The organism is Saccharopolyspora sp. NPDC002578, assembly GCF_053592695.1.
Genome location: NZ_JBSFWJ010000014.1, coordinates 73,364 through 86,767 on the forward strand (window position 1 = coordinate 73,364; position 13,404 = coordinate 86,767).

A 13,404-nucleotide genomic window follows, 5' to 3' on the forward strand; every position below is an offset into this window, starting at 1 on the left:
GAACGTGAATTGATTTCATTTTCGCTGGTGTTCGATTAGCGTCCGGCGTCGACGACGACGAGAGGACTCGCAGATGGCCGGGCAGCGAACCGTGGCGGCGCTCAGCGTCGGCGCCGTCCTCGGCGCCTTGATCGTGACCCCCTCCGCCGCCGCGGCTCCCGAGCAGGCGGCGCCGCTCACCGCGCCCGCGCCGGACGTGCCGCAGGTGCCGGACCACTGCGGCGGGCAGTGCCACCACATCCTTCCGCCGGGCCAGAACGGCAACGCCACGCTGGCCGAGCTCGCCGGGCACCTGCTGCTCGGCACGAAACCGCCGCACTCCGCCGACCAGACGGCGCCCTACGACGAGCTGGCCGCCGGGTACTCGAAGCTCACCACCGGCACCATCAACGAGTTCTTCAACGACAACTCCTTCGGCGTGCGACCCGACGACGTCGAGCGCACCTACAACCCGCGCGAAGACGTCACCGTGGTCCGGGACAAGACCGCCGGCATCCCGCACGTCTACGGCGACACCCGCGACGGCACCACCTTCGGCGCCGGCTACACGACGGCCGAGGACAAGCTGTTCCTGATGGACGTGCTGCGCCGAGCCGGTCGCGGCGAGGTCAGCTCCTTCGCCGGCGGCGCCCCCGCGAACCGCGAGCTGGAGCAGGACTTCTTCGCCACCTCGCCCTACACCGAGCGGGAGCTGGAGCAGCAGATCGAAACCGCCCGCAGCGCGGGCCCGCGCGGGGAGCAGGCCCTCGCCGACGCGAAGTCCTACGTGGACGGCATCAACACCTACATCCGCGAAGCCCACGACGGCCGCTACTTCCCCGGCGAATACGTGGCGACCGGGCACGTCGACCCCATCACCAACGCCGGGGAGATCGAGCCGTTCAAGCTCACCGACCTCGTCGTGCTCGCCTCGCTGGTGGGCGCGCAGTTCGGCGGTGGCGGCGGCAACGAAGTGCAGCAAGCGGTCGCGCGGATGTCGCTGCACGAGCGCTTCGGGCCCGAACGCGGCGAGCAGGTGTGGCGCACCTTCCGCGCCGAGAACGACCCCGAATCCATCCCCACCGTCCACGACGGTTCGTTCCCGTACGCGGTCTCCCCGGAGAACCCGCGAGGTGCGGCGATGCCCGATCCGGGCTCGGTCACCGAGCAGCAGCTCGTGTTCGACCCCACCGGCTCCGCCACCGAACCCGAGCAGGACGGCCAGCGCCAGACCCCGGTCGTGCGGCCGGAAGGCGCTCCCGGCCAGAACGACCCGGCCGCCCAAGCGGAAGCGCTGCGCGGCATGTTCGACGACGGCGTCGTCCCCGCCGACATGGCCGAACCGCGCGGCATGTCCAACGCGCTGCTCGTCTCCGGCGAGCACACCGACAGCGGCAACCCGATCGCCGTGTTCGGCCCGCAGACCGGCTACTTCGCCCCGCAGCTGCTGACCCTGCAGGAACTCCAAGGGCCGGGGATCTCGTCGAAGGGCGCCTCGTTCGCGGGCCTGAGCTTCTACACGCTGCTCGGCCGCGGCCAGGACTACTCGTGGAGCGCCACCACGGCCGCGCAGGACATCGTCGACACCTACGCCGTCGAACTGTGCTCACCCGACGGCGGACCCGTCACTAAGGACTCCGACCACTACCTGTTCCGCGGGGAATGCCTGCCGATGCAGCAGGTCGAACGGCAGAACTCCTGGGAACCCAATCTGGGCGACGACACCCCGGCCGGGTCCTACCGGCTGGTCTCGTTCCGCACCCGCTACGGCCCGGTGACGCACCGCGCCACCATCGACGGCAAGCCCGTCGCCTACAGCACCGTGCGCTCGACCTTCCAGCACGAGGTCGACTCGATCATCGGCTTCCAGCGCTTCAACGACCCCGCCGAGATCACCTCGCCGGAGGCGTTCCAGCGCGCCGCCGAAGACGTGAACTACACGTTCAACTGGTTCTACGCCGACTCCGAGCACATCGCGCACTTCAACTCCGGCGACAACGTGGTCCGCAACCCCGAGGTGGACCCGGCGATGCCCGTCGTCTCCGACCCCGAATTCGAATGGCAGGGCTGGAACCCCGACGGGAACACGGCCGACTACGCGCCGTTCGAGGAGCACCCGCGCACCATCGACCAGGACTACCTCGTCAGCTGGAACAACAAGCAGGCTCCCGGCACCAGCGGCGCCGACTGGAGCAAGGGAGCCGTGCAGCGCGGCGACCTGCTCGACTCCCGAGTCCGCGGGCTCGTCGCCGAAGGCGGCGTGGACCGGGTCGGGCTCACCCAGGCGATGGAGGAGGCCGCACTGGCCGACCTGCGCGCCGAGCGGGTGCTGCCGGACCTGCTGAAGGTGCTCGACAGCGCCCCGAACGACGACCCGGAGCTCACCGCGCGGATCGACCTGCTGCGCGACTGGCTCAACGACGGCGGACTGCGCACCGAGACCGAACCCGGCAGCCGCGAGTACGCCCACGCCGAGGCGATCGAGCTCATGGACGCGTGGTGGCCGCTGCTGGTGCGCGGCACCTTCGAACCCGCGGTCGGCGCGGACGCGTACCAGGCGCTGACCGCGGCCGAGCACATCAACGAATCGCCCTCCGGGTGGCAGAACGAGGAACCCGGCGAGCACGTCGGGCAGGCCCACCAGGGATCCGCGTTCCTGACCGGCTGGTACGGGCAGGTGTCGAAGAACCTGCGCGGCGCGCTCGGCGAGGACGTCCCCGGCGGATTCGGGCAGGGAGCTCCGGGGCCGGGGAACTCGTTGTGCGGCGACGGGAGCCTCGACGCCTGCCGCCAAGCGCTCGTCGACAGCCTCGCCGAGGCGGACGCGACACCGGCGGAGCAGACGTATCCGGGCGATGCGGACTGCGAGCCCGGCGACCAGTGGTGCGCCGACTCGATCATCCAGAACAAGATCGGCGGCATCGCCCACGACCCGATCAGCTGGCAGAACCGCCCCACCTACCAGCAAGTCGTCGAATTCCCATCCCACCGCTGACCCCGACAGCAGTGAACGGACCGTTTGCCCAACGGGCTTGGACGAACGGTCCGTTCACCCGGTTCTGAGGTGCGCCGAGCGCTCGGTGAGGCACGTGGTTCGGAGTCAACGGACCGTTCGCCCAACGGGTTTGGTCGAACGGTCCGTTCACCTGGTTCGGCAGCGCGGTCGTCCGGGTGCGGACGTGGGGTTGGAGTCAACGGACCGTTCGCCCACGGGGTTGGGCGAAGAGTCCGTTCACCCGAGCCGGAGGTGCGCCGAGAGTGCGGTGAGGCGCGTGGTTTCGGAGTCAACGGACCGTTCGTCCAAGGGGATTGGTCGAACGGTCCGTTCACTCGGTTCGGCAGTGCGGGCGAGCGGTGCGGATGGGGGTGGAGTCAACGGACCGTTCGCCCAACGGGATTGGTCGAACGGTCCGTTGACTTCGACGGTGGTGCCGGCCTGGCTCGGGGTGATCGCGCGGAGTGGTGGAAAAGCCGTTCGTGGCAAGGCATTCGGCGCAACCGGATCATGCGGTCGTGGTGTTCCCGGTCGGTGTTCGCGTGCACTAGTCTCGCGGCGGCAGAATCGACGACCTTGGGGGCACCTTGGCCACGTGGAACGACATTGCCGCATTTGTCCGATCCGAATACCGGGTCATCGAGGACACCGGCGACGAGATCCGAATCCTCATCGAATACGAGGACGACCGCAGCCAGGTCATCATGGTCTGCCGCGAAGTGCTGGACAAGCAGGAGGATTGGGTTCAGGTCGCCTCGGTGTGCGGGCTGGTCGCCGACGTCGACCTGCACCTGCTGCTCAAGGAGATCGGCGAGACCTCCGTGGTGTGCGGTGCCGTGATCATGGGCGAGCACGTGGTGCTGCGGCATTCGCTGCCGTTGCTGAACCTGGACATCAACGAGTTCCTCGACCCGCTGCAGTTGGTCGCCGACACCGCCGACCACTTGGAGGAGACGTTCTTCGGCGGCGACGGCTACTGATTCTCCTGGTCGCGCGTTCAACGGCGAACGCGCCGAGCCGGATCGATTCAACGGTGCAGGACTACCCGATGAGATGCGCCTGATCGTGTTCTGGTCCGGCCGGAATCTTGACTTCTCCGCCGCATTCCGTGGAAAACGGGAACATGGCCCGATTCCGCTCCTTTTCCGGATCGTCTCGCGCGCCGCTGGCACTGCTGCTGATCGTCGGAGCGGTGCTCGCCGGGTGCACCGCCACGCGTCCCGCCGCGCAACCGCGGGTTCCGGCGGGCAAACCGAACGTCGTCATGGTGATGACCGACGACCAGTGGCTCGACAGCATGCGGTTCATGCCGAACGTGCAGCGGATCCTCGGGCTCGGCGGGGTCACGTTCGACGAGTACTACGCGTCGTTCCCGCTGTGCTGCCCGTCCCGCTCGACTTTCCTCAGTGGACAGTTGGCGCACAACAACGGGGTGCGGCACAACGCGGCCCCGCTGGGCGGCTACGACATGCTCGACGAGGCGAACACGCTGCCCGTCTGGATGCAGCGCGCCGGCTACGCCACCTCGCACATCGGCAAGTACCCCAACGGCTACGGCAAGACCGACGAGACGCACGTGCCGCCGGGCTGGGACGAATGGCGCGGATCGGTGGACCCGACCACCTACGACATGTACGGCTACCGGCTCAACGAGAACGGGACGATGCGCACCTACGGAGACCCGTGGGTGCAGGACCCGGCGCTGTACCAGACCGACGTGTACCGGGACAAGGGGATCGACTTCATCAACCGGCGGTCCGCCGCAGGTGAGCCGTTCTTCCTCAGCTTGGCCTTCCTCGCCCCGCACGGGGAGAACGTGCACGGCGCGCCCACCAACGGCGACTTCTTCCGCGTGGGCCGCGGACCGCGTCCGGCGTTGCGGCACCAGGGCGCGTTCTCCGAGGAGCAGGTGCCGATCGACCCGTCCTACGGCGAAGCGGACATGAGCGACAAGCCGCGGTTCCTGCAGGAATACCCGTCGATCGCGGTGAACACCGATACCGAGATCACCGAGAGCTACCGGCTCCGGCTGGAGTCGCTGCTCGCGGTGGACGAGGCGGTGCAGCGGCTCGTCGACGCGCTGCGCGCGAACGGGCAGCTGGAGAACACCTATCTGCTGTTCGCCTCGGACAACGGGTTCTTCTTCGGCCAGCACCGGGTGCCGACGGGCAAGTTCCTGCCGCACGAGGCCGCCGCGCACGTGCCGTTGCTGATCCGAGGTCCGGGCCTCGCGGCGGGCACGCACGCGCGGGAGCTGAGCACGAACACCGACCTCACCGCGACCATCGCCGACATCGGGCAGGCGGAACCGACGCTCGCGCTGGACGGGCGGTCGCTGCTGCCGTTCGCGCAGGACCCGCGGCTGCGCACCGGCAGGCCGCTGCTGCACGAGGCGGGGGAGGGCGCGTTCCACACTCCGGTGCGGCCGGGCGGACCGGGCGGTTCCGGGGCGCCCGCGGAGGACGTGTCCGTCGGGCTCGCGGCGGGAGCGGGTGACCTGGACCAGGACGGCACGGCCTCGCCCGGTCCGGGCAAGCCGCGCGACGATCACAGCCAGGTGCTCGACGCGGCCTACGAGGCGATCCGCACCGAGCGCTACCTCTACGTCCGCTACGTCAGCGGGGCCCACGAGCTCTACGACCTCGCGATCGACCCGCACGAGCTGGCTTCGAAGCACGACGACGCCCGCTACGCCGAGGTGCGCGCGTTCCTCGACGGGCGCCTCGACGAGCTGCAGGATTGCCGCGGCGAAGCCTGCGGCGACCCGATCCCCCCGGCCCCGCAACCGAGCTGACCCGAACCACCGCGCACCGTGCTCACCTGACCGGACCTCACCCACCCAACTGCCGCAATTTCGCGAGAAATCGCACGACGGGACCAAGGAAACCGCAGTTCACGGCTCCGGAGGTGAACGATTTCTCGCGAAATTGCGGGGGCCTCGCCACCGGGGAGCACCAGTCGGGGGACCGTGGTTCGGGGAGTCGTCCAGCGGCGTGGCCAGGTGGGTGCGACGGCACCCACCTGGGCCGCGAGGTCAGTTCGGCTTGACCATCGGGAACAGGATGGTGTCCCGGATGCCCCTGCCGGTGAACGCCATCAGCATCCGGTCGATCCCGATGCCCACACCGCCGGTGGGCGGCATGCCGTATTCGAGGGCGCGCAGGAAGTCCTCGTCGAGCTGCATGGCCTCGGCGTCGCCGCCCGCGGCCATCAGCGACTGCTCGGTGAGCCTGCGCCGCTGCTCCACCGGGTCGACGAGCTCGGAGAACCCGGTGCCGAGCTCCATGCCGAACCCGATCAGGTCCCACTTTTCGGTCAGCAGCGGATCGTCCCGGTGCTGCCGGGTGAGCGGGCTCGTCTCCAGCGGGAAGTCCCGGACGAACGTGGGAACCACCAGCGTGTGCTCGACGAGCTCCTCGAACAGGTGCTCCACCAGCTTGCCCGGACCCCACGACGGGTCCCACGCGATCTCCTTCGCGTCGGCCAGCTCGCGCAGCGCCTCGACGGGCGTGCGCGGGGTGATCTCGGTGCCGAGCGCTTCGCCGACGGAGCCGTAGAGCGTGATCGACGGCCACTCGCCGCCCAGGTCGATGTCCCCGTGCTCGGGGTGGCGCACCACGAAGTCGCCGAACACGGCCTTGGCGGCCTGCCGGAAGAGTTCTGCGGTGAGCTCGGCGGCCGTGTCGTAGTCGCCGTAGGCCTCGTAGAACTCCAGCATCGTGAACTCGGGGTTGTGCGTGGAGTCCGCGCCCTCGTTGCGGAAGTTGCGATTGATCTCGAAGACCTTCTCCACGCCGCCGACGACGAGCCGCTTCAGATACAGCTCGGGCGCGATGCGCAGGTACAGGTCGAGGTCGTAGGCGTTGATGTGCGTGGTGAACGGCCGGGCCGTGGCGCCGCCGTGCACCTGCTGCAGCATCGGGGTCTCGACTTCGAGGTAGTCGCGGTCGAGCAGCACCGAGCGCAGCGCCTGCACCGCCTTGCCGCGCTGCTGCACCAGCTGCCGCGCCTCGGGGTTGACGATCAGGTCGACGTAGCGCTGCCGCACCCGCGCCTCGGGATCGGTGAGCCCCTTGTGCTTCTCCGGCAGCGGGCGCAGGCACTTCGAGGTCAGCGCCCACTCGTCGGCCATGATCGAGAGCTCGCCGCGCTTGGAGGTGATCACCTCACCGGTGATGCCGACGTGGTCCCCGAGGTCGATCTCGGCCTTCCACGCGTCCAGCGACTCGGCGCCGACCTTGTCCAGCGCGAGCATGATCTGGATGGAGCCGCTGTCGTCGCGGATGGTGGCGAAGCACAGCTTGCCGCCGGTGCGGTACAGCATCACCCGGCCGGTGACCGACACACGGTCCCCGGTGGCCACGTCGGGTTCGAGCCCGTCGTGCTCCTCGCGGACGGGACCGATCGAGGTGGTGCGCGGATAGCCGACCGGGTAGGGGTCGACTCCGTTCTCCCGCAGCCGGTCCAGCTTCTCCCGCCGGATGCGCATCTGCTCCGGGAGGTCCTCGTGATTCTCGTCCACCGCTTCACTCACGCGGCCATGGTATCGGCCCAGCTCATCAGCCTGGCCGGGGTGTCGGTCCCGCGTCGGCGGCGCTGCTCGGGGCGCGTCGCCGGCGAGCACGTCCGGTCGCTCAAGGCTTCCGGGCGATGCCGCCGAATTCCCAGATCTTTCCCTCCAGCTCCGGGCGGGACGGGATCTCGTGGTCGAACGGCGAGTCCACCGGCCGCTGCTCGGCGTCGGGCCGCCACCGCGTGATGTCGACCAGTCCGGGCGCCACGACGTCGAGCCCGTCGAAGTAGGCGGTGACCTCCGCCTCGCTGCGGACGCGGCCCCACGTGGTCTGCTCCGTCATGAAGCGGGTGAGGAAGTCGGCGGCGCCCGCGTCGTCGCTGACCAGGTGCGACATCATCAGGTGGCTGCCGCGGGGGACCGCGTCGAGCATGGCGGCGACGGCCCGGTCCGGTCGCGCCTCGTCGGGCAGGCAGTGCAGCACCGACACGTAGAGCACCGCCACCGGTTCGTCGAAGTCGATGAGCCGCCGCGTCGCCGGGTCTTCCAGCACCGCGCCGGGCCGCGCCATGTCGGCCTGGATGACCGTGGTCCGCTGGTCCTCCGACAGCAGCGCCCGGCCGTGCGCGAGCACCACGGGATCGTTGTCGACGTAGACGACCCGGCCTTCCGGGTTCTCCCGCTGCGCCACCTGGTGCACGTTGAGCTGCGTGGGCAGGCCGCTGCCGAAGTCGATGAACTGCCGGATCCCCGCCTCGCGGGCCAGGTACCGGACCCCGCGGCCGAGGAAGGCCCGGTTGGCGCGCGCCGTGGCGACGATGTCCGGCACGCCGTCGAGCATCGCGTGCGTCGCCTCGCGGTCGACGCGGAAGTTGTCCTTGCCGCCGACCGCGTAGTCGTAGATCCGGGCCACGCTGGGCACCGAGGTGTCCACCTCGGGCGGCACCGGGCGGGAGCTCGCCGGGGCGGGGAGCTGATCGTCGGTCATCTTCGTCGGGGCTCCTCGGTACGGGGGCGGCGATCGTGATGATCTTGAGGAAGCGTAGCGCCGCCCGCTGTCGCGGGACGAGCGTTCCGGTGCGGTGAGGGCGAAATCGGCCACCGGGCGCAGCGTCGGCTCGTCACCCGGCTGATCGCCCGCTGCGGTATCCGGCGCATCGGCGGGACGTTTCCGCGAGGTCCGCTTCCAGGATTTATCCACGTGGGGTAACTTTTATTCAGATGGATAAATCAAGGAGGCGGCGTGGAGCGCTCGATCACGAGCACGGCCCGGCGGGAACAGATCGTGCGGGCGGCGATCGACACGATCGCCGAAGTGGGTTACGCGCGTGCCTCGTTCGCGCGCATCACCGAACGCGCCGGGCTGAGCAGCCCGCGGATGATCTCCTACCACTTCGCCGGCAAGGACGACTTGATCCGGCAGATCGCGCACGACGTCTTCGACGCGGGCGCCCGCTACATCCACGAACGCACCGAGCGGGAGAGCACCGCCACCGGCCGGTTGCGGGCCTACCTGCAGGCCAACCTCCGCTTCCTGCGGGACCACCCGCGCGACCTGGTGGCGCTGGCGGAGATCGGGCCGCACCTGCGCACCGGGGCCGGCGAGCCGCACACCTCGTCGAGCACGCAGGAGTTCAGCGTGCGCAGCCTGGAAGAGATGCTCGCGAACGGAGTGAGCTCCGGGGAGTTCCGCGAGTTCGACCCGCGGGCGATGGCCGTGCTGATCCGCAGCGCCGTCGACGCCGCCGCCCAACGGCTGCGCGACGATCCGGGGTTCGACTTCGACGGCTACACCCGCGAAGTCGTCGACGCCTTCACCCGCGCCACCGAACAGGATTGATCCGTCCATGGGGGAGAACACGATGCGACGACGACCGTGGATCGGGTTGCTGACCGGCGCGATGCTGTACGAGTTCATCGGGCCGCTGATCGTCTTCTACGGAGCCCGCGCGCTCGGTGTCGACCAGCTGGTGGCGCTGCTGCTCGGCTCCGCGTTGTCGCTGGCGGGGGCCGTGCAGCAGATCCGCGTCGAGCGGCGGCTCAGCGGAGTGACGATCTTCGTGCTCGCCACGATGCTGCTGACGGTGGGGATGTCGTTCGTGGCGGGCAGCCCCCGGGTGCTGCTGGTTCGCGACGCCTGGGGCACGGCCGCGCTCGGGCTGTGGTTGCTGATCACGTTGTTCTTCCGGCGGCCGTTCCTCTACGAAGGCACCCGGCTCGTGTCCGATCGCGAACAGCGCGAGGCCTGGGCGGCGAGCTGGGCGAGTTCCGCTCCGCTGCGGCGGTTGCTGCGGGCGGGCACCGCGATCTGCGGATGCGCGTTCCTCGTCGACGCCGCGCTGCGGGTGCTGATGGCGATCTACCTGCCGATCGACGTGGTGCCGCTGCTGGACGACGTGCTGCTGGTGGTCACATTGCTGGCGCTGGTCGTAGCGCTGCGGAAGGGCGGGCGTGCCTACCTGCGCGGGCGCGGGCTCCGGCTCGACGGCCCGGAACTCGTCCCGCATCCGCCGGCGTGACGACGCCACGGCAGGAGTGAACGGACCGTTCGTCCAACGGGACGGGACGAACGGTCCGTTCACTCCAGGAGACCCCGGCCGTTCTCAGGAGGTCGGAGTCGTTTCGCCGCGGTAGCCGAGCTTGCCGCGCGTCGCGACGATCAGCACCAGGCCCACCGTTCCCCAGGCGATCAGCTGGATGTGCGTCGAGTCCTGGCTCGGATCGACCCCGGGGAACATCTCCGTCCACGCCACGGAGAAGAAGTTGTTCACCCCGACGTGCAAGATCATGGCCAGCGGCAGGCTCTCGCCGGTGCGGTTGAACACCCACGTGATCACGAAGCTGAACACGACGGCCGCCAGCACGAACTCGACCGGCTGCGTCCAGTGGACGTGCGGATACCCGGCCCAGTCGGTGAGGAACAGCGGCAGGTGCCACGCGCCCCACAGCACCCCGAGGATCACGGTGCCCAGCAGCGGGCCGAACCGCGGCTGAATTCGGGGCAGTGCGAAGTCCCGCCAACCCGGCTCCTCGGCCAGACCGGTCGTGAGCAGCTGGAACACCAGGGCGGGCAGGTACGCCGCGAGCACCCACATCGGCGGTGCCTGGACCTGCCAGCCGGAGAACGGCAGGCTCACCGCGCTCAGCAGCAGCGGCACGCCGACGATCAGCGACACGTACCAGCGCCAGTTCACGTTCCACCGGAACAGCCTGCCCACCCAGTGGCGCACCCCGTCCCGGCCATCGCTGAGGGTTGTGACCAGGAACGCGGCCGCGATCGGGCCGAGGTAGGCGCCGGGCAGCAGCGCCAGCAGCTGCGGGCTGCCGAGGACCTCGGGGAAGCGGAAGCCCACCAACCCCATGCCCTGCTCGGACAAGACGTAGGGGATCCACGCGACCCAGCTGAGCCCGAAGGCGAGGGTGAAGAAGCTGACCAGCGGGTTCCGCGCGATGAGGCCGCGGATGCCCGGGCGGGCGCGGCGCTGCTCGTCGTTCGCCGGGGTGTGGATGACCACGACGGTTCCTTCCTGCGAGAGGTGCGTCGCCCCGGACCGGGACGACGAATGTCCGTGTGCGGACCGCGATCGTGCTCCGGCGCGGGAGGACGTTCGCGCCGAGCGGTGAGGGGAATCCCCGGCCGCACGCATCGCCCGGCCGGTCCGACGAATTCGAGATTAGGGAGATTCCCGTTGCGCCACAGCGGTTCCCGCTCCCCGAACCGCGGTGTAGCCAGCTACACCCCCGGCGGGGCGCCGAGTAGAGTTCCGCGGTGTCGTCGCACGTCACGGCGGCCGCACACGGGGGCAGGATGACAACGGCGATCACGCGCAGCGGGCGGGCCACCGCGGTACTGCTCGACGGACTGCGCACGGCGCTGCCCGCGGCGTTCGGCGCCACGCTGGTGCCGTTGCTGCTGCTCCTGCTGCCGCTGGCCCCGGAAGTCGTGCGACCGGTGCGCGCACTGGCCGACCTGGAACGCGAGCGGGTCGGCAGGGTGCTCGGACACCGGATCCCGGCGCCGTACCAGGTGCCGCGAGGCGGGTGGTGGCGCCGATTCCGGATCGTGGCGCGCGATCCGGCGACGTGGCGGGACCTGGTGTGGCTGGTCTCCTACGGGGCGCTCAGCGGCCTCGTCGCCGTGTTCGTGATCGCGCTGCCGCCCGCCGTCGGGTACAGCCTGACGATGCCCGCGTGGTGGTGGCTGCTGCCGCCGGGCGCGGTCACCGCGTTCGTCGAAGTGCGCAGCTGGCCGCAGGCCTTGACGCTGCCGTTCCTGCAGGCCGCCTGCTACGCGGCCCTGTACCTCTGGGGCCTGCCGCCCGCGGTGCGCGGCCTCACCCTGCTGTCCGGCTCGTTGCTGCGCCCAACCGACCGGGCCCGGCTCGCCGCCCGGGTCGAACGGCTCACCGAGACGCGCACCGACGCAGTCGAATCGCACGGCGCCGAACTGCGCCGCATCGAACGCGACCTGCACGACGGCGTCCAAGCCCAGCTGGTCGCCGTCTCCGTCCGGCTCGGCCTGGCCGAGCGTGCCTTCACCGCCGACCCGGACGCCGCTCGCGCGATGCTGCGGGAAGCTCGGGAGGGCATCGAGGATTCGCTGGGCGGGCTGCGCGGGCTCATCCGCGGCATCTACCCGCCGATCCTCGCCGACCGCGGCCTCGGCGGCGCCGTGCACGCGCTCGCCGACGGCCGCAGCATCCCGGTGGCGGTCCGGCTGCCCGAGGTGCTGGCGCGGCCACCGGCACCGGTCGAAGCCGCCGCGTACTTCGTCGTCGCCGAATCGCTCACCAACATGACCAAGCACAGCACCGCCCGGCACGCCGAAGTGACCATCGACGAGGACGGCGACAGCCTGCGCGTCGTCATCCGCGACGACGGCCGCGGCGGCGCCGACCCGGACGGCGGCACCGGCCTGCTCGGCATCCGCCGCCGAGTGGCCGCGCTCGACGGCACCGCCCGCATCGACAGCCCGGCGGGCGGCGGAACCACGATCGAGGTGCGGCTGCCGTGCGCGTAGTGATCGCCGAGGACAACGCGCTGCTGCGCGAAGGCATCGGCCTGCTGCTGAGATCAGCGGGCCACGAGATCGTCGGCACCGCCACCAGCGGCCCCGAGATCGTGCCGACCCTGCTCGAACACCGCCCCGACATCGCCGTGCTCGACGTGCGGATGCCGCCCGACTACCGGGACGAGGGCCTGCGCGCGGCCATCGCGATCCGTGAACACCTGCCCCGGCTCCCCGTGCTGGTGCTCTCGCAGTACGTGGAGCGCGCCTACGCCGCCGAACTGCTCGGCTCCGGCGCGAGCGGCATCGGCTACCTGCTCAAAGACCGGGTGGGCCGCGTCGAGGAGTTCCTCGACGCGCTCGACCGGGTCGCCGCCGGCGGCACCGCGCTCGACCCGGACGTGGTCTCGCAGCTGATGAACCGGCGCTCCCCGCTGGACGTGCTCACCGCCCGCGAACGCGAAGTGCTGCACCTGATGGCGCAAGGCCACGACAACCTCACCATCGCCGCCTCGCTGGTCGTGACCGAGCGGGCGGTGACGAAGCACATCGGCAACATCTTCCGCAAACTCGGCCTCCCCGCAGGCGACACCGGCCACCGGCGAGTCCTAGCGGTCCTGACCTACGTGAACGCCTGACCCCGCCCCGCCACCGCGGCCCGGAGTGAACGGCCCGTCCGTCCAACGAGATCGGACGAACGCTCCGTTCACCCAGGTACGGCGGGTTCGGTTTCGGAGTGAGCGGACCGTTCGTCCAACGGGATTGGTCGAACGGTCCGTTCACCAACTCCGGGTGCCGCTGCGCGTCGCCTGGGGCGGGTTCGGTTTCGGAGTGAGCGGACCGTTCGTCCAACGGGATTGGTCGAACGGTCCGTTCACCAACTCCGGGTGCCGCTGCGCGTCGCCTGGG

The 13,404-nt window shown here is 70.2% G+C and carries 10 protein-coding genes; 7 read left to right on the plus strand and 3 right to left on the minus strand.

The window, feature by feature from the left end:
* Positions 1-73 precede the first annotated feature (73 nt).
* The 3 genes from ACWD38_RS09815 to ACWD38_RS09825 all read left to right on the plus strand — a co-directional run bounded on the left by ACWD38_RS09815 (position 74) and on the right by ACWD38_RS09825 (position 5,768).
* Positions 74-2,974 (plus strand): penicillin acylase family protein, encoded by a 2,901-nt coding sequence (locus tag ACWD38_RS09815; RefSeq protein WP_184477307.1) that lies wholly within the window; start codon positions 74-76, stop codon positions 2,972-2,974.
* A 587-nt stretch (positions 2,975-3,561) separates the two neighbouring features.
* Complete coding sequence (locus tag ACWD38_RS09820; RefSeq protein ID WP_184477309.1) at positions 3,562-3,954, plus strand: hypothetical protein; 393 nt, start codon at positions 3,562-3,564, stop codon at positions 3,952-3,954.
* Between the two features lie 143 nt (positions 3,955-4,097).
* On the plus strand, positions 4,098-5,768 hold the full coding sequence (locus ACWD38_RS09825) for a sulfatase family protein (RefSeq protein WP_184477311.1): 1,671 nt from the start codon (positions 4,098-4,100) through the stop codon (positions 5,766-5,768).
* Positions 5,769-6,008: 240 nt separating this feature from the next.
* Here ACWD38_RS09825 and lysX read toward each other — a convergent pair whose 3' ends face one another.
* Complete coding sequence (gene lysX / locus ACWD38_RS09830) at positions 6,009-7,508, minus strand: bifunctional lysylphosphatidylglycerol synthetase/lysine--tRNA ligase LysX (RefSeq protein WP_184477313.1); 1,500 nt, start codon at positions 7,506-7,508, stop codon at positions 6,009-6,011.
* Positions 7,509-7,608: 100 nt separating this feature from the next.
* Entirely contained in the window at positions 7,609-8,475 is an 867-nt protein-coding gene (locus ACWD38_RS09835) for an SAM-dependent methyltransferase (protein WP_450123858.1), read from the minus strand.
* 255 nt (positions 8,476-8,730) lie between these two features.
* On the opposite strand from ACWD38_RS09835, the gene ACWD38_RS09840 reads away from it, so the two are divergent.
* Both ACWD38_RS09840 and ACWD38_RS09845 read left to right on the plus strand, forming a co-directional pair.
* Positions 8,731-9,327, plus strand: a complete 597-nt coding sequence (locus ACWD38_RS09840) for a TetR family transcriptional regulator (RefSeq protein WP_184477317.1) — start codon at positions 8,731-8,733, stop codon at positions 9,325-9,327.
* Between the two features lie 22 nt (positions 9,328-9,349).
* Entirely contained in the window at positions 9,350-10,006 is a 657-nt protein-coding gene (locus ACWD38_RS09845) for a VC0807 family protein (RefSeq protein ID WP_450123859.1), read from the plus strand.
* 84 nt (positions 10,007-10,090) lie between these two features.
* Here the strand turns inward: ACWD38_RS09845 and ACWD38_RS09850 are convergent, their stop codons facing one another.
* Complete coding sequence (locus ACWD38_RS09850) at positions 10,091-11,002, minus strand: CPBP family intramembrane glutamic endopeptidase (RefSeq protein WP_450123860.1); 912 nt, start codon at positions 11,000-11,002, stop codon at positions 10,091-10,093.
* Between the two features lie 293 nt (positions 11,003-11,295).
* On the opposite strand from ACWD38_RS09850, the gene ACWD38_RS09855 reads away from it, so the two are divergent.
* Together ACWD38_RS09855 and ACWD38_RS09860 are read left to right on the plus strand one after the other, a co-directional pair.
* Positions 11,296-12,507 carry a sensor histidine kinase gene (locus ACWD38_RS09855; RefSeq protein ID WP_184477321.1) on the plus strand — a complete coding sequence of 404 codons (1,212 nt, stop codon included), beginning with the start codon at positions 11,296-11,298 and terminating at the stop codon, positions 12,505-12,507.
* Positions 12,498-13,133 carry a response regulator gene (locus ACWD38_RS09860; protein ID WP_184477323.1) on the plus strand — a complete coding sequence of 212 codons (636 nt, stop codon included), beginning with the start codon at positions 12,498-12,500 and terminating at the stop codon, positions 13,131-13,133. The genes ACWD38_RS09855 and ACWD38_RS09860 overlap by 10 nt, the downstream gene beginning before the upstream one ends.
* The last annotated feature ends 271 nt before the right edge of the window (positions 13,134-13,404 follow it).